At 70.8% G+C, this 24,683-nt stretch carries 27 protein-coding genes; 19 read left to right on the top strand and 8 right to left on the bottom strand.

The features are described from left to right. Window positions 1–35 precede the first annotated feature (35 nt). Entirely contained in the window at window positions 36–1,616 is a 1,581-nt protein-coding gene (locus IAG44_RS29180; RefSeq protein ID WP_187750050.1) for an NAD(P)/FAD-dependent oxidoreductase, read from the top strand. 4 nt (window positions 1,617–1,620) lie between these two features. On the opposite strand, the gene IAG44_RS29175 is transcribed toward IAG44_RS29180, so the two are convergent. Next, window positions 1,621–1,956, bottom strand: coding sequence for a hypothetical protein (locus IAG44_RS29175; RefSeq protein ID WP_187750049.1), 336 nt, complete (start codon window positions 1,954–1,956; stop codon window positions 1,621–1,623). Between IAG44_RS29175 and IAG44_RS29170 the strand changes: the two genes are divergently transcribed. Both IAG44_RS29170 and IAG44_RS29165 read left to right on the top strand, forming a co-directional pair. Beyond that, window positions 1,957–2,235 carry a hypothetical protein gene (locus IAG44_RS29170; protein WP_187750048.1) on the top strand — a complete coding sequence of 93 codons (279 nt, stop codon included), beginning with the start codon at window positions 1,957–1,959 and terminating at the stop codon, window positions 2,233–2,235. Window positions 2,236–2,334: 99 nt separating this feature from the next. Continuing rightward, window positions 2,335–3,471, top strand: coding sequence for a hypothetical protein (locus IAG44_RS29165; protein ID WP_187750047.1), 1,137 nt, complete (start codon window positions 2,335–2,337; stop codon window positions 3,469–3,471). A gap of 705 nt (window positions 3,472–4,176) precedes the next feature. On the opposite strand, the gene IAG44_RS29160 is transcribed toward IAG44_RS29165, so the two are convergent. Next, window positions 4,177–5,613 carry an NsdA family TPR-like regulatory protein gene (locus IAG44_RS29160; RefSeq protein ID WP_187750046.1) on the bottom strand — a complete coding sequence of 479 codons (1,437 nt, stop codon included), beginning with the start codon at window positions 5,611–5,613 and terminating at the stop codon, window positions 4,177–4,179. Window positions 5,614–5,859: 246 nt separating this feature from the next. On the opposite strand from IAG44_RS29160, the gene lipB reads away from it, so the two are divergent. The 4 genes from lipB (at window position 5,860) to IAG44_RS29140 (ending at window position 8,915) form a co-directional block, all read left to right on the top strand. Next, entirely contained in the window at window positions 5,860–6,657 is a 798-nt protein-coding gene (lipB, locus tag IAG44_RS29155; protein WP_187750045.1) for a lipoyl(octanoyl) transferase LipB, read from the top strand. Between the two features lie 105 nt (window positions 6,658–6,762). Further along, on the top strand, window positions 6,763–7,728 hold the full coding sequence (gene lipA, locus IAG44_RS29150) for a lipoyl synthase (protein WP_187750044.1): 966 nt from the start codon (window positions 6,763–6,765) through the stop codon (window positions 7,726–7,728). Between the two features lie 237 nt (window positions 7,729–7,965). Next, window positions 7,966–8,175 carry an SCO2195 family GlnR-regulated protein gene (locus IAG44_RS29145; RefSeq protein WP_187750043.1) on the top strand — a complete coding sequence of 70 codons (210 nt, stop codon included), beginning with the start codon at window positions 7,966–7,968 and terminating at the stop codon, window positions 8,173–8,175. Between the two features lie 38 nt (window positions 8,176–8,213). Then, window positions 8,214–8,915, top strand: coding sequence for a DUF4191 domain-containing protein (locus tag IAG44_RS29140; RefSeq protein ID WP_187750042.1), 702 nt, complete (start codon window positions 8,214–8,216; stop codon window positions 8,913–8,915). Between the two features lie 79 nt (window positions 8,916–8,994). On the opposite strand, the gene IAG44_RS29135 is transcribed toward IAG44_RS29140, so the two are convergent. After that, window positions 8,995–9,462: an RDD family protein gene (locus IAG44_RS29135; protein ID WP_187750041.1), complete on the bottom strand. Its 468-nt coding sequence runs from the start codon at window positions 9,460–9,462 to the stop codon at window positions 8,995–8,997. Between the two features lie 201 nt (window positions 9,463–9,663). On the opposite strand from IAG44_RS29135, the gene glnA reads away from it, so the two are divergent. From glnA to pspAB, 4 genes are all read left to right on the top strand, one after another. Further along, the gene (gene glnA / locus IAG44_RS29130) at window positions 9,664–11,073 is read left to right on the top strand and encodes a type I glutamate--ammonia ligase (RefSeq protein WP_187750040.1); all 1,410 of its coding nucleotides are present in this window, start codon (window positions 9,664–9,666) and stop codon (window positions 11,071–11,073) included. A gap of 70 nt (window positions 11,074–11,143) precedes the next feature. Beyond that, a complete protein-coding gene (locus IAG44_RS29125; protein WP_187750039.1) occupies window positions 11,144–11,437 on the top strand; it encodes an SCO2583/SCO2584 N-terminal domain-containing protein in 294 nt (97 codons plus the stop codon). Between the two features lie 112 nt (window positions 11,438–11,549). Then, window positions 11,550–12,467 (top strand): zinc metalloprotease HtpX, encoded by a 918-nt coding sequence (htpX, locus tag IAG44_RS29120; RefSeq protein ID WP_187750038.1) that lies wholly within the window; start codon window positions 11,550–11,552, stop codon window positions 12,465–12,467. Further along, window positions 12,468–13,049 carry a PspA-associated protein PspAB gene (gene pspAB / locus IAG44_RS29115; protein ID WP_187750037.1) on the top strand — a complete coding sequence of 194 codons (582 nt, stop codon included), beginning with the start codon at window positions 12,468–12,470 and terminating at the stop codon, window positions 13,047–13,049. A gap of 132 nt (window positions 13,050–13,181) precedes the next feature. Here pspAB and IAG44_RS29110 read toward each other — a convergent pair whose 3' ends face one another. Continuing rightward, on the bottom strand, window positions 13,182–13,541 hold the full coding sequence (locus tag IAG44_RS29110) for an arsenate reductase family protein (RefSeq protein WP_187750036.1): 360 nt from the start codon (window positions 13,539–13,541) through the stop codon (window positions 13,182–13,184). Between the two features lie 116 nt (window positions 13,542–13,657). On the opposite strand from IAG44_RS29110, the gene IAG44_RS29105 reads away from it, so the two are divergent. Continuing rightward, window positions 13,658–13,969: a hypothetical protein gene (locus tag IAG44_RS29105; RefSeq protein WP_187750035.1), complete on the top strand. Its 312-nt coding sequence runs from the start codon at window positions 13,658–13,660 to the stop codon at window positions 13,967–13,969. A 54-nt stretch (window positions 13,970–14,023) separates the two neighbouring features. On the opposite strand, the gene IAG44_RS29100 is transcribed toward IAG44_RS29105, so the two are convergent. Together IAG44_RS29100 and IAG44_RS29095 are read right to left on the bottom strand one after the other, a co-directional pair. Further along, entirely contained in the window at window positions 14,024–14,623 is a 600-nt protein-coding gene (locus tag IAG44_RS29100) for a hypothetical protein (RefSeq protein ID WP_187750034.1), read from the bottom strand. 272 nt (window positions 14,624–14,895) lie between these two features. Further along, window positions 14,896–15,663: an alpha/beta hydrolase gene (locus IAG44_RS29095; RefSeq protein WP_246562162.1), complete on the bottom strand. Its 768-nt coding sequence runs from the start codon at window positions 15,661–15,663 to the stop codon at window positions 14,896–14,898. Between the two features lie 73 nt (window positions 15,664–15,736). Between IAG44_RS29095 and IAG44_RS29090 the strand changes: the two genes are divergently transcribed. The 3 genes from IAG44_RS29090 (at window position 15,737) to IAG44_RS29080 (ending at window position 18,210) form a co-directional block, all read left to right on the top strand. After that, the gene (locus IAG44_RS29090; RefSeq protein WP_187750033.1) at window positions 15,737–15,979 is read left to right on the top strand and encodes a hypothetical protein; all 243 of its coding nucleotides are present in this window, start codon (window positions 15,737–15,739) and stop codon (window positions 15,977–15,979) included. Window positions 15,980–16,254: 275 nt separating this feature from the next. Continuing rightward, window positions 16,255–17,286 (top strand): glutamine synthetase, encoded by a 1,032-nt coding sequence (gene glnII / locus IAG44_RS29085; protein ID WP_187750032.1) that lies wholly within the window; start codon window positions 16,255–16,257, stop codon window positions 17,284–17,286. 369 nt (window positions 17,287–17,655) lie between these two features. Beyond that, window positions 17,656–18,210: a winged helix-turn-helix domain-containing protein gene (locus IAG44_RS29080; RefSeq protein WP_187750031.1), complete on the top strand. Its 555-nt coding sequence runs from the start codon at window positions 17,656–17,658 to the stop codon at window positions 18,208–18,210. Between the two features lie 39 nt (window positions 18,211–18,249). Here IAG44_RS29080 and IAG44_RS29075 read toward each other — a convergent pair whose 3' ends face one another. Then, window positions 18,250–19,236 carry an NAD-dependent epimerase/dehydratase family protein gene (locus IAG44_RS29075; RefSeq protein WP_187750030.1) on the bottom strand — a complete coding sequence of 329 codons (987 nt, stop codon included), beginning with the start codon at window positions 19,234–19,236 and terminating at the stop codon, window positions 18,250–18,252. A gap of 620 nt (window positions 19,237–19,856) precedes the next feature. On the opposite strand from IAG44_RS29075, the gene IAG44_RS29070 reads away from it, so the two are divergent. The 3 genes from IAG44_RS29070 (at window position 19,857) to IAG44_RS29060 (ending at window position 23,553) form a co-directional block, all read left to right on the top strand. Then, entirely contained in the window at window positions 19,857–21,113 is a 1,257-nt protein-coding gene (locus IAG44_RS29070; RefSeq protein WP_187750029.1) for a sensor histidine kinase, read from the top strand. Continuing rightward, window positions 21,098–21,748, top strand: a complete 651-nt coding sequence (locus IAG44_RS29065) for a LuxR C-terminal-related transcriptional regulator (protein WP_187750028.1) — start codon at window positions 21,098–21,100, stop codon at window positions 21,746–21,748. Before IAG44_RS29070 ends, IAG44_RS29065 begins: the two co-directional genes overlap by 16 nt. Before the next feature lie 182 nt (window positions 21,749–21,930). After that, a complete protein-coding gene (locus IAG44_RS29060) occupies window positions 21,931–23,553 on the top strand; it encodes a DUF1996 domain-containing protein (protein ID WP_187750027.1) in 1,623 nt (540 codons plus the stop codon). A gap of 76 nt (window positions 23,554–23,629) precedes the next feature. Here IAG44_RS29060 and IAG44_RS29055 read toward each other — a convergent pair whose 3' ends face one another. Further along, on the bottom strand, window positions 23,630–24,058 hold the full coding sequence (locus IAG44_RS29055; RefSeq protein ID WP_187750026.1) for a hypothetical protein: 429 nt from the start codon (window positions 24,056–24,058) through the stop codon (window positions 23,630–23,632). A gap of 116 nt (window positions 24,059–24,174) precedes the next feature. On the opposite strand from IAG44_RS29055, the gene IAG44_RS29050 reads away from it, so the two are divergent. After that, a complete protein-coding gene (locus tag IAG44_RS29050; protein ID WP_187750025.1) occupies window positions 24,175–24,675 on the top strand; it encodes a tetratricopeptide repeat protein in 501 nt (166 codons plus the stop codon). The last annotated feature ends 8 nt before the right edge of the window (window positions 24,676–24,683 follow it).

The raw sequence follows: 24,683 nt of genomic DNA, 5'->3' as shown, positions 1-24,683 counted from the left end.
GTCCTCGACCCGGCGCAATCCGCGAGGAGGGGCACGTGCTTGAGCCCGCGAACAAGGTGGACGTCGTCATCGTGGGGGCCGGGGTGTCCGGGCTGTCCGCGGCACAGCGGCTGACCGGCGCAGGACTGACGGTGTGCGTACTGGAGGCCGCTCCCCAGGCCGGGGGGCGGATGGCGACCGAGAAGGTCGACGGGTTCCGGCTGGACCGGATCGGGCAGCTGCTGTCCACGGCGTATCCGGAGCTGACGCTGACGCCGGGTCTTGAGGGGCTGGTGCTGCGGTCCTTCGCGCCGGGGGTGCTGGTGCACGGGGAGGGGCGGCGGGTGCGGGTGTCGACTCCCGTCGCGGCAAGGGGAGTTCGGCGGGGGCGCGGGGTTGATGCGGGAGGGGTGCGGGGCCCCGGAGCGGGGGGTGTGCGCGGAGCGCGCGGCTTCGGTGCGCGCGGGGGTGACGGGTTCGGTGCGCGCGGGGGTGACGGGTTCGATGTGGCGGGGGTCGCGGCCGCCGGTTCGGGGGGTTCGCGGGTCGCCGTCGTGGGGGGTGCGCTGGGGACGGTCGTCGGGGGGTCCGTCGTGGGGGGCGCGAGGGGCGCATTCGACGTGGTGCGCGCCCTGGCGAGCGCCCCTCGGGACGACGCCGGGGCCGCCAAGGGTCGGTACGGGCCGCTCGGGTCCGCCATGGACCAGGCGCGGCTGCGGGGCGCGCTCGCGCGGCTGGCGTCCGTCCCGGTCGAGCGGCTGCTCGCGCGCGCCGAGTCGTCCGCCGGGGAGGCGCTGGCGGCCCGGGGGCTGCCCGCGCGGACCGTCGACGCGTTCCTGCGGCCGCTGCTCGCCGCGCTGCTCTGCGATCCCTCGCTGACGACGTCCAGCCGGTGCGCGGACCTCGCGCTGCGGGCGTTCGTGGGCGGGCGGCTCTGCGTGCCCGAGGGCGGGGCCGACGCGCTGCCCGAACTCCTCGCCGCCACCCTGCCGACCGGCGTGCTGCGTACGGGAGTTCACGTCACGTCCGTCTCCACCACGTCCGTGACGACCGCCGAGCACGGGGAGTTCAGGTGCCGGGCCGTGCTCGTCGCCACCGACGCGCGGACGGCGGCGGAACTGCTGCCCGGGTTACGGGTGCCGGAGTTCCACCCCGTGACGGTCGTCCACCACACGACCGACGAACTCCCCGACACCGGGGGGTCGTTGCTGCTCGACGCCGAGCGGGGCGGGCCCGTCGCGCACACGGCGGTCATGAGCGAGGTCGATCCCGGACGGGCGCCCGCCGGACGGGCGTTGATCTCCTCGACCGTCCTCGGCACTCCCCCGGACGGTCTCGACGACGCCGTCCGCGCCCACCTCGCCCGCCTGTACGGGACGTCGACGTCCCGCTGGGAGACCCTCGCCGTCCACCACACCGCCGAGGCGGTGCCCGCGATGCGCCCGCCCCACGACCTGCGCCGGTCCGTCCGGCTCCTCGCCGGGCTGTACGTCTGCGGCGACCACCGCGACACCAGCACCGTCCAGGGCGCCCTGCACTCCGCGCACCGGGCGGCGACGGCGCTGATCGCGGATCTCGGGGTCGCGGCGGCGGCGCGGCCCGCCGATCCGCCTGCGTCGGTGCCGAAGGCGGCGTGAGCCGTCAGAAGCGCAGGGGCATGAACGCCGGCAACTTCGGGGAGACGCGCGCCCGTTGGCTCGTCACGCCGTCGACGACCGCCGTCTCGTCCCCGGCGGAGGCGGCGAAGTCGGCGAGGTTGCAGGTCTGCACGGCCTCGTTGTACGTGTCCGGGTCGCCGTCGGGGGTGATGTCGTGGACCAGCGTCAGGTTGTCGGCGGGGCTGAGCACCGGGGTTGTCGTGGCGTAACCGGCGTTCCGTACGCAGGAGATGAACCTGTTCATCGCCGTGCGGTACTCCGTCTCGCTGACCCGGCCGTCGCCCAGTGCCCAGCGCCGGCCGGGCAGCGGGTCGTCCACGTGCCGTTGGTGCGCTCCAGGGCCGCGCTCAGCCGGCCGGCGCAGGTGCCGGACGCCTTCACGGTCTGGGCCCAGCTCTGCGAGCCGGTGAAGCCGCTGGAGATCCGGTTGGAGCCGCAACCGCGGGAGACCTCGCGGTTGTTGCCCAGCGCCTGGGCCTCGGAGACCGCGATCAACGGAGCCACCGCCATCGCCGCCGTCATGACGGCCGCGGCGGCGGTCCTGCGCGCCGACCAGTTGAACCTCAGTGCTTCCGGTTCACTCCGGCACGAAAAGTGAACCGTCACCATCATGACAGGTCAGCGGGTTTTCCCCTAGGGCGGAAAGCACATTTGCTCTGGCTTGTTCGAGGTAATTCGCACGTCCAGAATCTTCCGCATGGCGAACACCAATTCGGTTGATCAGGACGCTGTGTTGAGGGCCCGGGTGAGTCCTTCGGCCTATCGGGGGAAGCTGGCCACCGCGTTGGTCTCGTACGCGTACTCGGCGGAATTCCAGGGGCGGCCGGAAATCGTGCTTTCCCTGTGCGGGGAAGCGGTCGAGGCGGCGCGGGGAATGGGCGCTGAGGAAGTACGGCGGACCGAGGTGCTGGTGCGGGCGCTCGGGGCGTACGAAAGGGAACTGTTCGCGGCGGGGCGGCGGGGCGAGGGGCTTGCCGTGTGCGAAGAGGCTGCGGCCGTCGGGCGGGAGGGGTTCGACCGGGGGCAGGTCGACAGCGCCGGGTACGGGAGCGGGCGGCTCGCGGTCGTGCTCGCCGAGGAGGGGCGGTACGCGGCGGCGGCCTCGGTCGGCGGGGGTGAACTCGGGGCGTCGTTCTGGGAGTTGGTGCGGCATGCGGGGGCACTGGAGGCGGCGGGGAGTCATGGGGTCGCGTCCGAGGTGTTCGGGCGGGTCGTCGATGCGCGGCGGGGGGAACTCGCCGTCCGTGAAGGGTCGTTGGCGCTTGCCGTCTGGGTGCTGGTGCACTACGCCCGGATGACCGGGACGGGTGGTGCGGGCGCCGTGCGCGCGGAAGCCCTCGGGCTGCTCAAGGAGTTGAGCGAAACGGGGGAACGCCGCAGCCGCAGCGACCTCGTCGCCTCCTGGAAGACCCTCCTCGCCCTCTCCTCCCGCCCCCTGGAACCCGCCGGCTCCCCCACCTCCCCCGCCCCCGCGTTCGGCGCCGACCTCACCCTCTGGTCCCCCGACGTCCGCCACGCCTACTTCGCCGACCTCGCCCACCTCTCACACACCGCCACAGCCCCCTCCACCCCACTGGCCGAACGCACCTTGGCCCACCACCGCCTGACAATCCGCTCCGCCCTCCGCCACAACAACCGCCCCCACTCCCTGCACCAAACCCTCCGCCCCCTCTTCGACCACTCCATCACCCTCTCCCGCCAACTCCCCGACCCCACCTGGCTCACCACCACCCTCACCGACCGCGCCACCTTCCTCATCGCCACCCACCACCACCGAGAGGCCCACACCGACCTCCGGGAGGCGACGGAGTTGCTGGACGGCGGCAGGGGGTAACTGGACGCGGACGTCGGCCCTCGGACCGATCCGGGGACGGGGCCGACGGGGCGGCAGAGCCGGGGGGGCCGCCGGGCCGGGGATCCGGCGGGGCCCGGGGCCGCAGAGCCGAAGGGCCGGGGAACCGGCGGGCGGCAGGGCCGAGGGGCTGGGGCCCGAGGGCCGGGGAAACCCGCGGGCCAAGGAGCTGGCGGGCCGCAGGGCCGGGGGCGTCGCGCCGCCGACTCCCCCGGGGTCGGCCGAAGGGCGGGGAGTCGGCGGGCCGCAGGAGGGCGGGCGTCAGGTGACCGGGCGCCGCGCGGGGGCGCCGCAGGGCCGAGGGGACCGGGGGCGTCACACCACCAGCCCTCGGAGCCGACCGAAAGTCGGGGAACCAGCGGGCCGTAGAAGGGCTGGCGTCAGATGATCGGGCGCCGTGCGGGGAGGGGTAGCGCGGAGAAGCGCCGCAGGGGAGGCGCCGCGGGGAGTGCCGCAGGGGCGAAAGGGCCGGGGCGTCGCAAGGTCGGGGTGTCGCACCGCCGGCTCCCCCGGGACCGGCTGAGGTCCGGGGTGCCGGTGGGCCGCGGGGGGGGGCTGGCGTCGGGTGGCCGAGGGCCGGGCGGGGAGGGGGCGCGCCGGGAGGGCTCGGGGCCTCTCGCGGCGTCCGCCTCACATGCGCCCCGTCCCTCCCGGTGGCCACGTCCCTCGTCCGGGCCCGGTGTTCGTTCAGCCCAAGGTCGCTACCTTCTCTCGGTAGCCGCGGACCGCTGCCGCGTCCTTGTATGGTTCGAGGCGGCGTTCGAAGTCGCGGACGTATTCGAGGGCGCGGGCGGAGCGCATTTCGGCGGCTTGGCCGGCGGCTTCGGCGGCGTGGCGGCAGGCTTGGTCGAGTTCGCCGAGGGAGAGGCGGGCGGTGGCGAGGACGACGCGACAGAAGAGGCGGCTGCGGGCCTGGGTGGCGGGGCGGAGGTGGAGGGAGCGTTCGGCGTGCTGGGCGGCGGCGCGGAACTGGTGGAGGTCGCGGTGGCAGTGGGCGAACTCGTCGGCGAGCTGGGCGTCGTCGAAGAAGCGGGCCCAGTAGGGGACTTCCTCGGCGCCGGTGTGCTTGGAGGCTTCCAGGGCTCGTTCCGCGCGGACCAGTGATGTCGTGCAGGCGCGGACTTCACCCAGGACGCCGTGCCCGCGGGCCTCGGCCGCGTGCAGGAGGGCCTGCACGGTGGGCGCCGCGGCCGCGCCCACGCCCTGCTGGGCGACGCGGGCCAGCTGGACCGCCTCGCGGCCGTGGCCCAGGTACACCGCCTGACGGCTCATCGTGACGAGGACGTACGCGCCGTACGCGCGGTCCCCGGCCGCCTGCGACAGCCGCAGTGCCTGGACGAAGTAGCGCTGGGCGAGCCCGTGCGCGGCGATGTCGTACGACGTCCAGCCCGCGAGCCGCGTCAGATCGGCCGCCGCCGCGAACAGCCGCCGTCCGGTCTGCTCGCCGTAGACGCCCCGGAGCATCGGCTCGCACTCGTGCTCCAGGTAGCGGACGAGGGCCTGGCGGGCGTGCCCGCCGCCGTACCGGCTGTCGAGCGCGCGGAAGAGGTCGCCGACGGAGCGCAGCGCGGAGATGTCGCCGCCGGTGACGCGCACGCCGCGTTCCCCCTGCGCACGCTGGCGGGGCAGCGTGGCGCGCCCCTGCGGGGGGATCCGGGGGTGCGGCTCGGCGCGCGCGACGCGTTCGTCTGCGCGTCCGATCAGCCAGTCCCGGCTGGGGACGACGAGCCCGGCGGGCGTGAAGGCGATCTTGCGCAGCTCCGCGTGGCTGCCGGAGTCCTTGCGCCACAGCCCGCTGACGATGTCGACGGCCTCCTCGGGGGTGCCGGCGAACTCCAGCCCGGCGTACACGGGCGCGCACGCGTCGAGGCCGAGGTCCTGGGCGGTGAGACGGCGGCCCAGGCGCCGGGTGAAGACCTCGGCGATCAGCGCCGGCGTCGTCCCCCTCGGCTGCTGGCCGCGCAGCCAGCGCGTGACGGACGTCTTGTCGTATCTGAGGTCCAGGCCGTGTTCGAGCCCGAGCTGGTCGACCCTGCGGGCCAGTCCTGCGTTGGAGAACCCCGCTTCTGCGATGAGCGCGGCGAGCTGGCGGTTGGGTGTGCGCGGCGCGGGTCGGTCGGTCATCTGCGGTGCGGTCTCCTGCCTTCCGGGGCGGCTGACGTGCCCGGATGAAGTGCCCGGACTGTCGGTGAGCAGCCCGGTCGGCCTCGTGAACGGCGCGAATGTAGCGGAGCGTAAGCATGCGATCGCACAATCCGGCGCCCATTCATCCGATCGTGTGAGGATTGGCCGCCCGGCTGACGTCGCCGGGGCAGTCGTACAGTGGCGTAGAGGCGTTTCGTGCCTTACCACGTCGAGGAGGCGTTTGCCGTGAGTGAGCTGCGGTTCGTCCGCATGGGGTTCGGGGAGAACGCGGTCGAGTACCAGGTCGCCTGGGACGAGCAGCGGCGGGTGCACGCGGCTCGGTTCCTGGACGAGGTGCCGGACACCGTGCTGCTGCTCGAACATCCGCCGGTCTACACAGCCGGGCGGCGGACCGCCGAGAACGAGCGGCCGCTCGACGGGACGCCGGTGATCGACGTGGACCGCGGCGGAAAGATCACCTGGCACGGGCCCGGTCAGCTCGTCGGGTACCCGATCCAGAAGCTGCCCCGGCCGGTGGACGTCGTCGCGCATGTCCGGCGTCTTGAGGACGCGCTGATCCGGGTGTGCGCGGAGTTCGGCGTCGAGACCAGCCGGGTCGAGGGGCGCAGCGGGGTGTGGGTGCTGGGCGATCCCGTCGAGGAACGGCCGTCGCTCGGAGGGCTCTCGCTGGACTTCGATCCCCGGCTGACCGACGAGGAGTTCGATCCCCGGCTCAACGGGCCCGAGTACGCGCCGTCCAACGCGGGGCAGCGGCGGGAGGACCGAAAGATCGCGGCGATCGGGATCCGGGTGGCCAAGGGGGTCACCATGCACGGCTTCTCGTTCAACGTGAACCCCGACAACAAGTGGTACGACCGGATCATCCCGTGCGGGATCCGGGACGCGGGGGTGGCGTCGCTGGCCGAGGAGATCGGGCGTGACGTCACGGTCGAGGAGGTGCTGCCGGTGGTGGAGCGGCATCTGCGGGATGTGCTGGAGGGGGCGGAGCCGAAGCCGCGGGAGATCGAGAAGGTCACGGCCTGACGAGGGAATGCACCCCTCAACCCCGGGGTTGGCCTCATCGCGGGGCCCATCAATCACGGGCGTACCCTGGTGTACGCCGAAGAATCGAAGCACAGGGAGCCGGTCGTGTCCGCAGTCGCACCCGACGGACGCAAGATGCTGCGCCTGGAGGTCCGTAACGCTCAGACCCCCATCGAGCGCAAGCCCGAGTGGATCAAGACCCGGGCGAAAATGGGTCCCGAGTACACGAAGATGCAGGGGCTCGTGAAGAGCGAGGGGCTGCACACGGTGTGCCAGGAGGCCGGCTGTCCCAACATCTACGAGTGCTGGGAGGACCGGGAGGCGACGTTCCTCATCGGCGGCGACCAGTGCACGCGGCGGTGTGACTTCTGCCAGATCGACACCGGCAAGCCGGAGGCGCTGGACCGGGACGAGCCGAGGCGCGTCGGCGAGTCCGTCGTCACGATGGATCTGAACTACGCCACCATCACCGGCGTCGCGCGTGACGACCTGGAGGACGGCGGGGCGTGGCTGTACGCCGAGACCGTGCGGCAGATCCACGAGCAGACGGCGGGCCGTGCGGAGGGCCGGACCAAGGTCGAGCTGCTGGCGCCGGACTTCAACGCCGTGCCGGAGCTGCTGGAGGAGGTCTTCGCGTCCCGCCCGGAGGTCTTCGCGCACAACGTCGAGACCGTGCCGCGGATCTTCAAGCGGATCCGGCCCGGCTTCCGCTACGACCGCTCCCTGAAGGTGATCACGGCCGCCCGCGACTACGGCCTCGTCACCAAGTCGAACCTGATCCTCGGCATGGGCGAGACCCGTGAGGAGATCACCGACGCGCTGAAGCAGATGCACGACGCGGGGTGCGAGCTGGTGACGATCACGCAGTACCTGCGGCCGTCCGTGCGCCACCACCCCGTCGAGCGGTGGGTGAAGCCGCACGAGTTCGTGGAGCTGAAGGAGGAGGCCGAGCAGATCGGGTTCTCCGGGGTGATGTCGGGGCCGCTGGTGCGCTCGTCGTACCGCGCGGGGCGGCTGTACCAGATGGCCGTGGAGAAGCGGGGCTCGTACGTGGCGAGTCAGGCCGTCTGATCAGGCCGTGTGAATTCACGCACAAAGAGCTACCGGCCGGTAATGGCCGAGACGACGCGGTCCCGGACGTTCGCGCAGTTCACGCGGACGCCGGGGCCGCGTTGAAAGTTTTCGGGCCCGCCTCAAGGTTTCATGGGCGTTTGACCGGTCGGTCACGCCCTGGTAACACCAATCAGTGACTCTGATGTCACGTCACGTAGGCCCATACCCAAAGCCGCTCCGAGGGGGGACCTCCACATGCAGGCAGCACCCGTCCGCGCCACCGCCATCCCGACGTTCACCGACGCCCTGCGCGCCGTCGAGTCGCTGCTGCTGAGCAGCGGACAGCGCACCGCCCGCCGCAACGCCTGGACCTCCGTCCTGGAGGACCGCCGCCGCGCCAAGGACCGGGTCGAGGCCGAGCGCGTCCTCGAAGCGGTCAGCTCGGTCAGCTCCATCGCTCCCTGAGCGAGAGTGCCCCCGGGCGGGCACGTAGACTTTCCGGCATGGCGAGAAGTGACAGCGCGGCAGACTCCGCGAACCCCGGGCGACTGAAGCAGATCGCCCTGACGTACAAGATGACCCGCAAGGCCGACAAGACGATCGGCCTGGTGCTCACGGGCGTCTTCCTCCTCATCTTCGGTGTCTTTCTCGCGGTCGGTTTCCTGATCGACCACCCGATCCTGCTCGGGATCCTCGGCTTCCTGCTCGCCCTCCTCGGGACGGCGATCGTGTTCGGCCGCCGCGCCGAGCGGGCCGCGTTCGGGCAGATGGAGGGCCAGCCCGGCGCCGCCGCCGCGGTCCTGGACAACATCGGACGCGGCTGGACGACGACCCCGGCGGTCGCCATGAACCGCAGCCAGGACGTCGTCCACCGCGCGGTCGGCAAGGCCGGCATCGTCCTCATCGCCGAGGGCAACCCGAACCGGGTCAAGACGCTGCTGGCGGCCGAGAAGAAGAAGATGAACCGGATCGTCGCGGACGTGCCCGTGCACGACGTGATCGTGGGCACCGGTGAGGGGCAGACCGCGCTGAAGAAGCTGCGGACGACGCTGCTGAAGTACCCGCGGGTGCTGACCGGGCCGCAGGTGACGGCGACGAACGACCGGCTCAAGGCGATGGGCGACCTGATGTCGAACATGCCGCTGCCCAAGGGGCCGATGCCGAAGGGCATGAAGCTGCCGAAGGGCGGGCCGAAGGGCCGCTGAGGCGGGCTGAGGCGTGAGACGTGAGAAACCCCGGAGACCGAGTCTCCGGGGTTTCTTTATTCGTGTTCGGGCGTGTGGCTCAGAGCCGTACCTCGACGGTTTGCGCCAGGCGGTCGTGCAGGCCGCGTCCGTCCTTGTCCCAGACCAGTGCCGGGATCGCGAGGCACAGGAGGACCGTGCGGATCAGGGCGCGCAGGGGGTTGACCGTCCCTGTGGGAAGGTAGAGGACCCGGATGCCGAAGAGGCGCTTGCCGGGGGTGAAGCCGATGGTCGTGACCGTGAGGGCGCTCATCACGAAGAAGACCAGCAGGGCCCAGTTGCTGGTGGCCGGCGTGTAGCCGTCCGTGATGAGGCCGTATGCGATCAACACACTGAGGCCCCAGTCGACGACGAGTGCGCCGAGGCGGCGGCCGGGGCGGGCCAGCGAGTTCGGACCCTCCTCCGGGAGGCCGAGGTCCCGGCCCCGGTAGCCGAAGTCCGCACCGGCTTCTTCCATGGCCGCGCGGGGTCCGGAGAGCCACGATCCGAGTGCTTGCCTTTTGTCCACCCGTCCACGGTACTGGGCGCGCCGGGCGGTGCCGACAGGCGGGGTGGGGCGGGCGGGGTCCGGTTAACTTCTGCGAAACAAATGGGTCACGCCCGAGAAATCACCCGTCCCTAGGGTCGGGACGAGCGTGTGCCACCGCACTGGCCGCACGAACGAACTACCACCCCGGCCCGGGATACGGCCGGGAGTAGGAGGAGCTGGATGTCCCAGAACGCCGACGACATCAAGAAGCTGATCGCGGACAAGCAAGTCAAGTTCGTCGATGTCCGCTTCTGCGACCTGCCGGGCGTGATGCAGCACTTCACGGTGCCCGTCGATGCGTTCGACCCGGACGAGGAGCTGGCGTTCGACGGCTCGTCGATCCGCGGGTTCCAGGCGATCCACGAGTCGGACATGGCGCTGCGCGCCGACCTCGACACCGCGAAGATCGACCCGTTCCGCCGTGACACCACGCTGAACATCAACTTCTTCATCCACGACCCGATCACGGGCGAGCAGTACTCCCGTGACCCGCGCAACGTGGCCAAGAAGGCGGAGGCGTACCTCGCGTCGACCGGTATCGCGGACACCGCGTACTTCGGTCCCGAGGCCGAGTTCTACGTCTTCGACTCGGTGCGCTTCTCCACCGCCGCGAACGAGAGCTTCTACCACATCGACTCCGAGGCGGGCGCCTGGAACACCGGTGCGGTCGAGAACAACCGCGGCTACAAGGTCCGCTACAAGGGCGGGTACTTCCCGGTCGCCCCGGTGGACCACTTCGCCGACCTGCGTGCGGAGATCTCCCTGGAGCTGGAGAAGTCCGGCCTCAAGGTCGAGCGTCAGCACCACGAGGTGGGCACCGCCGGTCAGGCGGAGATCAACTACAAGTTCAACACGCTGCTCGCCGCGGCCGACGACCTCCAGCTCTTCAAGTACATCGTGAAGAACGTGGCCTGGCGCAACGGCAAGACCGCGACGTTCATGCCGAAGCCGATCTTCGGTGACAACGGTTCGGGCATGCACGTCCACCAGTCGCTGTGGGCGAACGGTGACCCGCTGTTCTACGACGAGGCCGGTTACGCGGGCCTGTCGGACACGGCGCGGTACTACATCGGCGGCATCCTCAAGCACGCGCCGTCGCTGCTCGCGTTCACCAACCCGACGGTGAACTCCTACCACCGTCTGGTCCCGGGCTTCGAGGCCCCGATCAACCTGGTGTACTCGCAGCGCAACCGCTCCGCCGCGATGCGTATCCCGATCACGGGCTCCAACCCGAAGGCCAAGCGCGTCGAGTTCCGCGCGCCCGACTCCTCCGGCAACCCGTACCTCGCCTTCTCCGCGCTCCTCCTCGCGGGCCTCGACGGCATCAAGAACAAGATCGAGCCGGCCGAGCCGATCGACAAGGACCTCTACGAGCTGGCCCCCGAGGAGCACGCGGGCGTCGCCCAGGTCCCGACCTCCCTCAACGCCGTCCTCGACGCCCTTGAGTCCGACCACGAGTTCCTCCTCGCCGGCGACGTCTTCACGTCCGACCTCATCGAGACGTGGATCGACTTCAAGCGCACGAACGAGATCGCCCCGCTCCAGCTGCGCCCGCACCCGCACGAGTTCGAGCTGTACTACGACGTGTGATCGGACTGTGAGCCGTCCGGCGCCCTCGTCCCGTTCTGCGGGGCGGGGGCGTCGTCGTATCGTGAGATGTATGGCCGACAAGAACGAAAAGGGCGAGGAAGAGCGGGAGTTCGATCTTCGGTGGGCTGAGGGGGCTGAGCACAAGGAGCCGTCGGCTCGGGCGAGGATGCTGGCGGCGAGGTGGAAGGAGGAGCCGCCGGAGGCGGTGCCGTTCCGGGGGGAGCCGGTGGGGCGTCGGCGGAGGGTTCGGGTGCCTCGGGTGAGGTGGGGGGCGGGGTCGCCGTGGCGGTCGGTGGTGTTGGTGTTCGGGATCGTCGCGTTGTTGATCGTGGTGCTGGGGTACAGCGGGGTTCAGGGGTTCTGAAGGGTTCATCCGGGAGCTTTTGCCTGGAGTGGGGTTGTTCGGGGACTGTTCATGGGGTGGGCGCGAGCAGACTGGGCAGTGGGGGCGAGTGCCTGACTGCGGGGTGATGTGGATGCGGAGCCGTTTTCGGAGTGACCGGCAGTTGACCGTACGGATGACGGTCACGATGTTTCTGCTGGGGTCGCTGTATGTGGGGTTCGTCGCCGCCCTGATCGTGCTGCTGAAGTCGTGGGTGCTGGTCGTGGTGGTCGTGGCGGCGATGCTGGGCGCCCAGTTCTGGTTCTCGGACCGGATCGCGCTGTTCGCGATGCGGGGGCGGGTGGTGGAGCGGGAGGAGTATCCCGAGCTGCACGCCGTCGTGGACCGGCTGTGTGCGCTCGCCGACATGCCGAAGCCCGTCGTCGCCGTGTCCGACATGGAGATGCCGAACGCGTTCGCTACGGGGCGCAACCCCGACAACGCGGTGGTGTGTGTGACGACGGGGCTGTTGCGGCGTCTCGATCCGGCGGAGTTGGAGGGGGTGCTGGCGCACGAGTTGTCGCACGTGGCGCACAAGGACGTCGCGGTGATCACGATCGCCTCGTTCCTGGGTGTGCTGGCGGGGCTGATCGTGCGGTTCGCGTTCTACTCGCAGGTGTTCGGCGGGCGGGACCGCAAGGACCAGAACACGATCGCCGTGTTCGCGGCCGTCCTCGGTGTCTCGATGGCGGTGTACGGCTTGAGTTTCCTGCTCATCCGCGCGCTGTCGCGCTACCGCGAACTCGCCGCCGACCGCGCCGCCGCCCTGCTGACCGGCCGCCCCTCGGCGCTCGCGTCGGCGCTGACGAAGGTGGACGGCGACATCGCGCGGATCCCGTCGAAGGACCTGCGGACGGCGCAGGCGTTCAGCGCGTTCTACTTCACCCCGGCGCTCGGCGCCGAGCCGGGCCTCGCCCGGTACTTCTCCACCCACCCGAGCCTGGACCAGCGGCTCGATCAACTGGGGCGGATCTCCGCCGAGTTGGGCGAGCCGGTGGGGAAGGGGGACTGAATGGGCCTGCTGGACATCCTGCTCGGCCGGACGAAGCCGGTCGCCCCCGATCTGGACCAGCTGTTCGCGCTGCCGTCGGCGGCGGTGACGCTGGAGGCGGCGGCCGGACTGACGCCGACCGGGGTGGGCGCGGTGTGCTTCGCGACGGTCGAGGGCTCGGCGTTCGACCAGACGCACCGCGAGGTCCAGGCGCTGCTCGACGCGGACACCGAACGCACCGGGCCGCCGGTCGAGTTGACGCGTGACGGGTACGGGTACTCCTGGCTCGTCTCGCGCCGCTCCCCCGACGATCTCGCCGCGCTCGTCAACGACCTGCACGCGGTGAACAGTTCGATGGAGGTCAACGGGTTCGGGCCGCAACTGCTGTGCTCGCTGGCCGGGTTCACGGACCGGGAGGGGCGGCGGCTGGCGCTGGTGTACCTCTACAAGCGGGGCACGTTCTATCCGTTCGCGCCGCTGGGGACCGCCCAACGCCGGGACAACGCGCTGGAGTTGAGGGTCAAGGCGGTGCTCGTGAACGATCTGCGGGTCGAGTCGGACCTCGGTCGGTGGTTTCCGCTGTGGGGTGCGCCGGGGGTGTGAAGCCGGGGGTGTAAAGGGGGGCGCCCAAAAAGGGAGGGTCCCGCCGCTCGTGGCCGCGAGCGACGGGACCTATGAGGTTGTGTTGCCTGTCGGTACGGATTCCGGTGCCGGTTCGCTCAGTTGCCGGATCGCTCAGTTCGGGAGGGTGCCGCGTACGGCGTCCTCGGTGCGGGCGACGACCGCCGTGCCGTCGTCGGCCGTGATGATGGGGCGCTGGATCAGTTTGGGGTGGGTGGCGAGGGCGGTGATCCAGCGGTCGCGGGCGGTGGCGTCGCGCGGCCACTCCTTCAGGCCCAGCTCCTTCGCGTCCGCCTCCTGGGTGCGGGTGATGTCCCAGGGTTCGAGTCCGAGGCGTCCCAGTACGTCCCGGATCTCGTCCTCGCTCGGGACGTCGTCCAGGTAGCGGCGGACGGTGTACTCGGCGCCCTCCGCGTCGAGGATCGTGAGGGCGCCGCGGCACTTGGAACAGGCGGGGTTGATCCAGATCTCCATGCCGCCAACGGTAGCGTCCGAGGGGCGGCCGGGGGTGCGCAAACGGCCTTTGATCAGGGGCGATTGTCAGTGGGGGGCGGTAGAATAGAAGCAGTGTTCGAGGGTGTCACCGGGGGATGTGCACGCTTCCTCGGTGGCTTCCTGACCGCAACAGGAGGTTGCCTGTGCCCGCTGTCCTGTTCGACCTGCCGTACGCCCCTGTCGAGAAGCACCCGCTGCCGGCGGGCCGCCCGCGTGAGTGGTACATCTCGCACAATCGTCGCCTCAAGGCCATGCGCCTCGCCATCGCCCTCCTCGACTCGGGGGTGTTCGTCCCCAACCAGGCCCGTAACGAGCGGATCCGGTCCACGGCGGAGCGGATCGGGATCCACCCGCCGTCGGACACGACGTGTCACATGGTGCGGGCGTTGATGCGGTACTCGCGGTGAGGTGAGCCGAGTTCGGGGCCGGACGCGCGCTGGGCGTCCGGCCCCTTTCCCTTTTCAGGCGTACGTCGTCATGAGTGCGCGTACGTAGGCCGTCATGCGGGTGTTCAGCAGGGCCGGGGTCAGGTCCGTGCGGCCCGATTCGTGCCAGGGGCGGGCGAGTTTCGTCGCGTCGGCGGCGTACGGGAGGGCGTCCAGGAGGCGCCAGTAGAGGTGGGCCTCGCCGGTCGCCAGGCCGTGTCCGCCCTGTGCCTCGTAGCGGGCCCGGAAGGCCAGGCCCGCTTCGGGGCCGTGCAGGAGGGCGAGGGCGGTGGAGCAGTGCGCCACGTCCAGATCGGCCGGGCTCGTGAAGAGGGCGTTGCCGGGGTGGAAGTCCCAGTGGAGAAAGCGGGGTTCGTGGAGCGGGGGGTCTGGCTGACGACGTCCAGGGCTCGGGCTCACAGCGCCGGGGCGTTCTGGGGGGAGGCGGACGGTGTCCGGGGAGAGCCATGGCTGGTAGGTGCGGGGGCGCTTGGTGGGGGCGACATCGTGGATGTGGACGAGGCGGTGGTTGCCGGGGGGCTGGTGCGGGTCCGGTGGGTGGCTGGGGTGGGGGCCTTGGTGCTTGCCCGCGCTGGCGGGGTGCCGCTGCGCCCACCCGTGCCGCCCCAGCGGCACGACTGCCCGCAGCTACGTGGGGGGGGTGGAACTGCGGGCGTGTCGGCAGCGGCAGCGGCAGCGGCAGCGGCAGCGGCAGCGGCAGCGGCAGCGGCAGCGGCAGCGGCAGCGGCAGCGGCAGCGGCAGCGGCAGCGGCAGCGGCAGCGGCAGCGGCAGCGGCAGCGGCAGCGGCAGCGGCAGCGGCAGCGGCAGCGGCAGCGGCAGCGGCAGCGGGCGAACTCGCCGGTTTCGTCCAGGGTTACTCAGCGCATCTGGGAGGTCCAACCGCCCCTCAGCGCAGAGGGCTTCGTGTCTCGTCGGCCAGCCAGTTCCAGGTGGCGGTCCAGTTCTGGCCGGTGAGGAGGTGGTGGGTCAACTGGCGGGCGGATTCGGGGTGGTCGCGGTACCAGAGGCCCAGTTGGTGGGTGGCGTCGGGGAGTTCGAGGCGGGTGTATTGCGCGCTTGTGGTCAGGGCGTCTTCGATCGACTCCGTGACCTCCGGGGGGATCACGTCGTCCGTGCCGGGGACGAGGAGGACGGCTCGGCCCTCGTAGGCGCGCAGGGCGGTCAGGGCGGGCGAGGTGCGCCAGGAGTCCTTCGTGCGGATGATCCGCGTGAACTCGGCGTCGCCGTCGCCGAATCGCTCGTCCCACGCTTCGGGGGCGTACACCGCCGGGGCGGCGAGGGCGATCGCCGTGACCCGTTCTCCGTAGTGCGCGAGGAGGTCGGCGACCGTCTGGCCGCTCATGCTGAAGCCGACGAGGATCAGGCGGCCGTCGGGGGCGTGGGTGTCGATCACGGCGGTCGCCTGCTCGAAGCGGCGTCTCAGGCTCAAGTCCCGTAGCTCGCCGGTGCTTTCGCCGTGGCCGGAGAAGTCGAAGGCGAGGGCGCGGCAGCCGTGGTGGGTGAACTCCTGGGCCAGCGGGAGGAGTCGGGCCTTGGATCCCTTGCCGGCGCCGTGCAGCAGGACGGCGGTGACGGGGGCGTCGGGTGGGCCTCCGCGCACCCCGCTCAGCACGTCGTCGCCGTGGTCGTACGCGAAAGAGGTCAGCACAGACATGCGCCCATTGATACATCCGCCGTTGCGGGGAACCCGGACCGTACTCCCGCGTCACACCTCGAAGGAGGCCGCCATGGGATACCTCTCCGTCGTCGGGATCGTCGTCCTCGTCGTCCTCGGCTTCGGCAACCACATCTGGTGGCTCGCCGCAGCCGCCCTCTACCTCTACGCCAGCCGCCCCTCCGAGAACCCCGAGAACCCCCAGAACTCCCAGCACGGACGGCCCGGCACCTACCAGGCGTACCGCTGGCGCCGGGACCGGCAGGCTCGCTGGGAACGGAGGTACCAACGGGAGCGGGCCCGGCGGTGGATCTGAGGGGGTAGGTCTGAGGGGGTAGGTCTGAGGGGGGATCGCCTCGCATGCGAGTGGCGGGGGCGGGCCGCGGCGGCCGCGCTGGTCACATCGTGGGACTTGCGTCTCGGTGGGTGAGTCGGGTCACAGGTGGGGGCAGGTAACACGGGGTTCACAAACGAGCAATGGGCGGGAAATCGGGTGTTGACATGGTGCGGGTATTCGAACGCGGTGCCCCAGTGCCGTAGTGCCGCAGCACCCGCAAGTGCGCCAAGACACACCCCGAAGGATGTGGCCCCGTGACCTTCAAGGCTGAGTACATCTGGATCGACGGCACCGAGCCGACGGCCAAGCTTCGTTCGAAGACGAAGATCGTCACGGACGCGTTCGCCGGGCTTGAGTCGCTGCCGATCTGGGGCTTCGACGGGTCGTCCACGAACCAGGCCGAGGGGCACTCCTCGGACCGTGTGCTGAAGCCGGTCTTCACGTGTCCGGACCCGATCCGCGGGGGCGACGACCTCCTCGTCCTGTGCGAGGTCCTGGACATCGACATGACGCCGCACTCCTCGAACACGCGCGCCGCGCTCGTCGAGGTAGCGACGAAGTTCGCCGCGCAGGAGCCGATCTTCGGCATCGAGCAGGAGTACACGTTCTTCAAGGACGGCTACCCCCTCGGCTTCCCGAAGGGCGGCTTCCCGGCTCCGCAGGGCGGCTACTACTGCGGCGTCGGCGCGGACGAGATCTTCGGCCGTGACGTCGTCGAGGCGCACCTGGAGAACTGCCTCAAGGCCGGTCTCGGCATCTCCGGCATCAACGCCGAGGTCATGCCGGGCCAGTGGGAGTTCCAGGTCGGCCCGCTCGCCCCGACCGTCGTCGCCGACCAGCTGTGGATCGCCCGCTGGCTGCTCTACCGCACCGCCGAGGACTTCGGCGTCTCCGCGACGCTGGACCCGAAGCCGGTGAAGGGCGACTGGAACGGCGCCGGCGCGCACACCAACTTCTCCACGAAGGCGATGCGCGAGACCTACGAGGCGATCATCACCGCCGCCGAGTCGCTGGGCGAGGGCTCGAAGCCGCTGGACCACGTCAAGAACTACGGCGCGGGCATCGACGACCGCCTCACCGGCCTGCACGAGACGGCGCCGTGGAACGAGTACTCGTACGGCGTCTCCGACCGCGGCGCGTCCGTCCGGATCCCGTGGCAGGTCGAGAAGGACGGCAAGGGGTACATCGAGGACCGCCGTCCGAACGCGAACGTGGACCCGTACGTGGTGACGCGGCTGCTGGTCGACACGTGCTGCTCGGCGCTGGAGAAGGCCGGGCAGGTCTGATCCGTCCGGTCGGTTCGATCGTCTGACGTCTTGTGGGGCGCTCCTGGGGTTTCCGGGGGCGCCCTTGGCGTGCTGCCGGTTTCCTTGCCGTGCGGTCGTGAGACGGGTGTCCAATCAGTGAGAGTGGGGTGCTCCGGCGGGCCCGCGTCTGCTTCAATGTCCGCATGGCCAGCTTCCAGAAGTCCGATGCGATGGGTCGCCATGACCTGGAGCCGTTCTGGCCCTCCCGTCAGCATCACGACTTCGATCGGGTGTGTTGTCGCGCGGTGAACGCGCCGGCCCTCTAAAGCCGTACATCCCGGCCTTCGGTCGGCGCGAGACAGGTACGTCCCCCCTGACGAACTTCTCGCGCGAAAGAGCTGACGTCTCATGGCGACCACCACTCGTTCCCTGACCTCCGCGCCCACCCCCTCCCCCCGGCACCGGCTGCGCGCCGTCGACCGGGACGAGGTCGTGGAGATCGCGGACTTCCTTCCGCCGGGGGCCACTTGGCTTCCGGCGCCGCAGCACACGCTGCCCGCGCTCCCCGGCCAGCCGCCCATGATCGGGTACCTGGTGCTCGTCCCGGCGGACCAGCAGCCGCCGTTCCCGCCGGTGGCGGTGCCGGACGCGGAGGCCGGACGCGGGGACGTGGACGCGGTCGTCCGTGTCGATCCCGTGCAGCGGACCGCGTCCGTCGACGGGGCCGAACTCGACCTGACCTACCTGGAGTTCGAACTCCTCGCGCATCTCGTGGCCCATCCGGGACGGGTGCACACCCGCGATCAGCTCGTCACCACCGTGTGGGGGTACGGGCATGTCGGTGACGGCCGTACCGTCGACGTCCATGTGGCGCGGCTGCGGCGGAAGCTGGGGGAGCACCGGCAGGCGATCCAGACGGTGCGGAGGGTGGGGTACAAGTACACGCCGCCGAGGGGGCGTTGACGGTCCCCCCTCCCTTCCCCCCTCCCTTCCCCCTCTTCCTCACCCCGCCAGCACTCGCGCCTCTGCCTCCGGGTCCAACCCGATCGGGAGGTCGGGGCGTTGGGGTGCCTCGTCGAGCTGCTTCAGCCAGGTCCAGGTGTCCGCGACGGTCTCCGTGACCGGACGGCAGGACAGGCCCGTCGCCAACGCCCTTGAGACGTCGGCGGAGTGGAGGGCGTCGTGCATGTCCGAGCCCGGGGGGACCCAGACCGGCAGTTCGGTCCACGGTTTGACGCCGGCCGCGAGGACGGTCTCGGGGGCGGTCCAGCGGAGGTCGGCGGTGGAGGCGGTGGTGTTCACGCAGGCGTCCAGCAACTCCCCCATCGTCGTGTGGCCTTGGGGGCTGACGAGGTTGACGGGGCCGCTCACCTCGCGTTCCAGCGCGCCCAGGGTCCACTCGGCCAGGTCGCGTGCGTCGATGTACTGCACCGGCAACTCCCGTGGGCCGGGGGCGAGTACGGGGCCGCCCCGGGCGACGCGGGTGAGCCACCACGGGAGCCGGCCGACGTTCTCGTACGGGCCGAGGATCAGTCCCGCCCGCGCGAACAGGGAACGTTCCTCGCCGAACGACTCCAGCACGGCCAGTTCACCGCCCCGCTTGTCCTGCGCGTACTCGGTCCGACCGGCGCCTGGACTCGCCCCGTCGACGACCTTCGCGCCCTCGTCGTACCCCGCGGGCGGCGCCCACTCGTACACGGACAGACTGGACACGTACGCGTACCGCCCGGCCCTCCCCCGCAGCAGCCGCGCGGCACTCTGCACGGCCCTCGGCTCCCGAGCCCAGGTATCGACGACGGCGTCCCAACTCCCCTCCCCCAACGCGGACATACCCCCCTCGGCGGTCCGGTCCCCCACGACCGCCCGAGCCCCCGGCAACGCCCCCACCGACCCCCTGTTGAACACCGTCACCTCCCATCCCCGCGCCAACGCCGCCTCCACAACGGCCCGTCCCACGAACTGCGTCCCACCCAGCACCAGAAGTCTCATGCCCCCGACTCTGCCCGCCGTTCCGGCCCAAGGGAACGCGGCTCTGCCGAGAGCAGACGAGGGGGGCTCCGCGGGGAGGCTCGCCCTGCGCTCGGGCGGGGCGGGCTGGGCGGGGTGCGGTGCGGTGCCGGGCGCGGTGTCCCGTCGGGCGGTGTGCCCCTGCGGGGCCGTCGGCCTGTGCCCGGAGCCGGGGTGGCTGCTGCGGGTCTGCCCGTCCAGCCGCAACGCGTGCTGCGCACAGGCGTCGGCACCCCGATGCGATCCGCCGACGACAGCCCCGGCGGGCTGACCCGCCGAGTCACCGACTCCGCGCCCGTCCACCACCCGGCGGGACATCACCGCCGCGCGGGGTCCAGGATCGCCGGGCCGGCCGGCGTGGTCGTCCCGCATCAAGAGGGGCGGCATCCGGGGAGCGAGGCCGAGGGGGCGGCGGCCCCACCCCAGCCCGCGTCCGCCCCCCCGGCGGAACACCGGCGCTGCCCAGCCAGGCCCGGCGCGACACGGGCCGCTCGTCGGCCCGTGGATCGTCCGTCCGCCCCTCGGGGGTGTACCTGGCACCACCCCCCGGCTCGGGCCCTCACCCCCGTGACCAGGCCCCCGAGGGCCGGAAGACTGAGGGTATGGATATCAACGCGTCGAAGTGGCGGCCGAGGGAAGCCCTGTTGGCGGCTGTGCGGGGGCTGGCGATCGCGGTGGCGATGTTGCCGGTGAGTGTCGTGTGTCTGGTGTTTGTGGTGGTTTCCGTCGCGTTGTTGCCGCTCGGGGTGGGGTTCTTGACCACGCCGGCGGTGCTGGGGGCGGTGCGGGGGTACGCGGACAAGCGGAGGGAGATCGCGGAGGAGTGGGGTGGGGTGAGAATCGTCGGGGTGTACAGGGAGGTGCCGGAAGGGGCGGGGCCTTGGCGGCGGACGTTGACGATGATCAGTGATCCGCAGACGTGCAGGGACCTGCGCTGGCTGGGGGCGGATCTCCTGCCGGGGTTCGCCAGCGCGCTGCTGCCCGCGCTGCTGGCGGTGTACGCGCTGGAGGGGTTGACGATGCCGTTCGGGCTGTGGAAGGCGTACGGCGACGACCCGTACTGGTACGCGTTCGTGCCGGTGTCGGGAACGGCGTCGGCGCTGGCCGCCGCAGTGCTGGGCGCCGGTTGCCTGGCGCTCGCCCTGCGCTACAACCAGGCGCTGCTGATGGCCCACTTCCGCCTGACGAGGGCCCTGTTGGGCTCCAGCCACGACGAACTCACGCGCCGCGTCCGCGTGTTGACGGAGACCAGGCGTGCCGCCGTGGACACCTCGGCGGCCGAACTCCGCCGCATCGAGCGGGACTTGCACGACGGCGCCCAGGCGAGGCTCGTCGCGATGGGCATGGACCTGGGGACGATCGAGGCGCTGATCGAACAGGACCCGGCGAGGGCGAAGGCGTTGCTGTCGCAGGCGCGCCGCAACTCCGCCGAGGCGCTTGAGGAGTTGCGGGACCTGGTGCGGGGCATCCACCCGCCGGTGCTGGCGGAACGCGGACTCAGCGACGCCGTACGGGCGTTGGCGCTGCGGATGCCGCTGCCGGTGGAGGTGGACGTGGACCTAGGGGGCCGCCTTGACGCGCCGGTGGAGTCGGCGGCGTACTTCGCGGTGAGCGAGCTGCTGACGAACGCGGTGAAGCACGCGGGCGCGGACCGCGTCTGGGTGGACCTGTGTCACGCGGACGGCGTCCTGCGGATCTCCGTCACGGACGACGGCCGGGGCGGCGCGGCCGTCGGCGCCGGCTCGGGGCTGGCCGGGGTGGAGCGGCGGCTGGGTACATTCGACGGCGTCCTGGCCGTCAGCTCCCCGGTGGGCGGCCCCACGATGGCCACGCTGGAGATCCCGTGCGCGTTGTCCTAGCCGAAGACCTGTTCCTGCTGCGGGACGGCCTCGTCCGCCTGCTGGAGGCGTTCGGGTTCGAGATCGCGGCGGCGGTCGAGACCGGCCCCGAACTGGAGCGGGCCCTGCGGGAGTTGAAGCCGGACGTCGCGGTGGTCGACGTCCGGCTCCCGCCGACGCTCACGGACGAGGGCCTGCAGTGCGCGCTGCGGGCGCGCCAGGAGCGTCCGGGTTTCCCGGTGTTGGTGCTGTCGCAGCACGTCGAGCAGTTGTACGCGCGGGAGTTGCTGGCGGACGGCACCGGCGGGGTCGGGTACCTGCTGAAGGACCGGGTGTTCGACGCGGAGCAGTTCGTGGACGCGGTGCGCCGGGTCGCGGCGGGCGGCACGGCGATGGACCCGCAGGTGATCCAGCAGCTGCTGGCCCGGCGCGGGAAGGACAGGTTGCCCGCGCGGCTGACGCCGAGGGAGCTTGAGGTGCTGGAGCTGATGGCGCAGGGGCGGTCGAACGCGGCGATCGCGGGGAAGCTCGTGGTGACCGAGCGGGCTGTGGCGAAGCACACAGCGAACATCTTCACCAAACTGGGTCTGGAGGTCTCGGACGACGACAACCGCAGGGTACTGGCGGTGCTGGCGTTCCTGGACCGAGATCGTTGATCGAGGCAACTCGTGTTGGTTGTGCGGGTGTTGGGTGAATAGCCCGCTTTCGCTCTCCCACGAAACTCTCAGGAATTTCTGAGACGGCTGAACACCTCTGAGCCGGCGTGCGTAATGAACGGCGCCGCTTCACTCCTGTCGGGCGCCTCGATGCTGCCCCGCAAGGAAGTCAGAGGAGTTCCATGGGACGCAACACACGTAAACGCCGTTCGTCGATGGCCAACAAGGCCATAGCCGCGTCGGCGGCCCTAGCGCTCGGTGGGGGCGGGCTGATCTGGGCTAACTTCTACGCGTCTGCCGGCGAGTCGCACAACTCGGGGCAGAACCAGGTCAAGGCCGCAGGTGCCCAGGTCGCGACGATCGCCTGCCCGGACGTCGGCCAGCGGCTGACGAACGTGCCGCAGCGCGCGCGCCAGGGCGTCGACAGGGAGTTGGCGCTGCTCGACAAGCAGATCACCGAGGCTTACGCCCGGCTCGCCTCCACCAGGCAGGCGCAGGCGCAGGACGCGGGCTTCGTGCAGAACGCGATCACCGGTCCGCTGAAGGAGAAGCGGGCCGCGACGATCGACCGCATCCGCATCAACATCCAGCGGGTGGGCGGGCAGTTCGACAACTCGCTCAGCCAGCTCGCCGCGTGCACGCCGCAGACCGCCCAGACCAACGCCGGTGGCAACAACGGCGGCCAGAACAACAACGGCGGCAACAACAACGGCAACCAGAACAACGGTGGCCAGAACAACAACGGCGGCAACAACAACGGTCAGAACGGCAACGGTCAGAACGGCCAGAACGGCAACGGCCAGGGCGGCAACGGTCAGAACAACGGCGGCCAGAACAACGGCGGTCAGCAGGCCGGCGGCGGCCAGGGCGGCAACGGCCCGGTGGCCGCGGACTTCGTGGACATCACGAAGGCCGGCAACAACGCCCAGTTCGGCGTGGGCAACAACGGTCTCGCCGCGAACGGCAACAGCGGTTCGCGTGGTTCCTTCACCACCAAGTGCGGCACCAACGGCAACGACAACCACAACACGGACAACGTGATCGTGGCCCCCGGTGTCGCCAACGGCGCCCACCACCTGCACGACTACGTCGGCAACCAGTCGAACGACGCCTTCGCGAGCGACCAGGAGCTGGCCGGCGCGCAGACGAGCTGCCAGAACCAGGGCGACAAGTCCTCGTACTTCTGGCCGGTCCTGCGGGTCCAGGACGGCACCCAGGACTTCGACCAGAACAACGACGGCGGCGGCAAGGAGGGCAACGTCGGCCGGATCCTCCAGCCGGCCCAGGCCCAGCTGAAGTTCGTCGGCAACAAGGCGGGCAACGTCGTCGCCATGCCGACCGCGCTGCGCATCATCACCGGTGACGCCAAGGCGTTCGTCAACGGCAACGCCAACGCCAACGTCAACTGGTCCTGCACCGGCTTCGAGAACAAGGTGCAGCTGAAGGACAAGTACCCGATCTGCCCGCAGGGCAGCCAGGTCGTCCGCACGTCCTTCTTCCAGAGCTGCTGGGACGGCCAGAACATCGACTCCGCCAACCACCGGACACACGTCTCGTTCGTCCAGGGCAACGGCCAGTGCGCCAACGGCTTCAAGGCGATCCCGCAGCTCCAGGTCCGCCTCGTCTACAACGTTCCGCGCCCGCAGATCCAGAACGGCCAGGTGAAGAACGCCTACGCGGTGGACTCCTTCCCGGAGAACCTGCACAAGCCGATCACCGACCACAACGACTTCATCAACTTCTTCTCGCAGAACACGATGAACCAGATGGTCAACTGCATCAACACCGGCCGCAAGTGCCAGTAGTACGGGCCTAGTTCGACGACAGAGCCGGCGGTGGGATTCCCACCGCCGGCTCTGTCGTGTACGACCGGAAAAAACTTCAGTGACTGGTGTGTCCGCCGCCCGAGTGGTCGATGCCCTCCTCGATGTCCCCGCCGAGGGTCTTGCGCAGCGTCTCGACCGTCTTGGTGGTCTCCCCCACCGCGATCCACTTGCGGCCGACGAGGTAGTGGCCGCCGTAGTCCTTCGCGCCGTTGATCCACTCGCGCTGGCCGCGGTCGGTGGCGAAGGTGAGGAGGATGTACTTGCCGTCGGCGGTCTTGCAGATCGCCTGCCGCAGTTCGTCCGCGTCGGTCTGCATGTTCGGCTCGCACTTGACCTGCGCGGCAAGCTGCTCCAGGCTCCCGGTCGCCGCGACGGGGACGGCGTCGGCGGCCGTGTCCGTGTCGTCCCCGCCGGCCCCGCAGCCGGCCAGGGTCAGCGCCGCCACGGCGGCCACTGCCGCGAGCGTCGGTCGGGTCAGCTTCATCTGTCCAGTTCCTCCCTGAGAGACCTCCCCCTCGATACGGCCCCCGGCACGCGAACCACTCAACCGGTCATCTTTTTCTGTGGTCCCCGTAACCCCCGCATGCCATCGTGATCTTCATGAACCGGGACTGGGAAGACCGCATCGCCGCCGCGTGGGCGAGCTACGACGAGTACACCGAGGAGCAGGGCGCCGACTTCCGGGCCGTGATCGGCGCGCTGGCCGCCGAGTTGCCCCCGGGCAGCCCGCTGGCCCCGTTCGAGCAGGCGTGCGCCTGGGACTCGACGGGCCACTCCGACAAGGCCGTTCCCCTGTACGAGGAGGCGCTGGCGCTGGGTCTCGACGGCTACCGGAAGCGGCGGACGAAGATCCAGCTGGCGAGTTCGCTGCGCAACGTCGGCCGGGCCGAGGAGGCGGTGAAACTGCTGACGCCCGAACTGGACGCGCCGTCCGACGAGTTGGACGACGCCGTGCGCGCGTGTCTCGCGCTGTGCCTGTCGAGCCTGGGCCGGGACCGGGAAGGTCTCGCGCTGGTCCTTGCGGCGCTGGCGCCCCATCTGCCGCGCTACCAGCGGTCGATGGCGAACTACGCGCGGGCGCTGGTGGCACCGGCCGGGTGAGGCCGCGC

The organism is Streptomyces roseirectus, assembly GCF_014489635.1.
GTDB classification, from domain to species: Bacteria; Actinomycetota; Actinomycetes; order Streptomycetales; family Streptomycetaceae; genus Streptomyces; species Streptomyces roseirectus.
The sequence above is the reverse complement of the archived record's forward strand: the minus strand, read 5'-3'. Positions and strand labels throughout refer to the sequence as shown.

Bases quoted from the DNA above. Each gene is read 5' to 3' on its own strand.
- IAG44_RS29165 (WP_187750047.1), top strand. From the start codon at position 2,335: ATGGCGAACACCAATTCGGTTGATCAGGACGCTGTGTTGAGGGCCCGG.
- IAG44_RS29160 (WP_187750046.1), bottom strand. From the start codon at position 5,613: ATGACCGACCGACCCGCGCCGCGCACACCCAACCGCCAGCTCGCCGCG.
- IAG44_RS29145 (WP_187750043.1), top strand. From the start codon at position 7,966: ATGCAGGCAGCACCCGTCCGCGCCACCGCCATCCCGACGTTCACCGAC.
- IAG44_RS29140 (WP_187750042.1), top strand. From the start codon at position 8,214: ATGGCGAGAAGTGACAGCGCGGCAGACTCCGCGAACCCCGGGCGACTG.
- glnA (WP_187750040.1), top strand. From the start codon at position 9,664: ATGTCCCAGAACGCCGACGACATCAAGAAGCTGATCGCGGACAAGCAA.
- IAG44_RS29125 (WP_187750039.1), top strand. From the start codon at position 11,144: ATGGCCGACAAGAACGAAAAGGGCGAGGAAGAGCGGGAGTTCGATCTT.
- htpX (WP_187750038.1), top strand. From the start codon at position 11,550: ATGCGGAGCCGTTTTCGGAGTGACCGGCAGTTGACCGTACGGATGACG.
- pspAB (WP_187750037.1), top strand. From the start codon at position 12,468: ATGGGCCTGCTGGACATCCTGCTCGGCCGGACGAAGCCGGTCGCCCCC.
- IAG44_RS29110 (WP_187750036.1), bottom strand. From the start codon at position 13,541: ATGGAGATCTGGATCAACCCCGCCTGTTCCAAGTGCCGCGGCGCCCTC.
- IAG44_RS29105 (WP_187750035.1), top strand. From the start codon at position 13,658: ATGTGCACGCTTCCTCGGTGGCTTCCTGACCGCAACAGGAGGTTGCCT.
- IAG44_RS29095 (WP_246562162.1), bottom strand. From the start codon at position 15,663: ATGTCTGTGCTGACCTCTTTCGCGTACGACCACGGCGACGACGTGCTG.
- IAG44_RS29090 (WP_187750033.1), top strand. From the start codon at position 15,737: ATGGGATACCTCTCCGTCGTCGGGATCGTCGTCCTCGTCGTCCTCGGC.
- IAG44_RS29080 (WP_187750031.1), top strand. From the start codon at position 17,656: ATGGCGACCACCACTCGTTCCCTGACCTCCGCGCCCACCCCCTCCCCC.
- IAG44_RS29075 (WP_187750030.1), bottom strand. From the start codon at position 19,236: ATGAGACTTCTGGTGCTGGGTGGGACGCAGTTCGTGGGACGGGCCGTT.
- IAG44_RS29070 (WP_187750029.1), top strand. From the start codon at position 19,857: ATGGATATCAACGCGTCGAAGTGGCGGCCGAGGGAAGCCCTGTTGGCG.
- IAG44_RS29060 (WP_187750027.1), top strand. From the start codon at position 21,931: ATGGGACGCAACACACGTAAACGCCGTTCGTCGATGGCCAACAAGGCC.
- IAG44_RS29055 (WP_187750026.1), bottom strand. From the start codon at position 24,058: ATGAAGCTGACCCGACCGACGCTCGCGGCAGTGGCCGCCGTGGCGGCG.
- IAG44_RS29050 (WP_187750025.1), top strand. From the start codon at position 24,175: ATGAACCGGGACTGGGAAGACCGCATCGCCGCCGCGTGGGCGAGCTAC.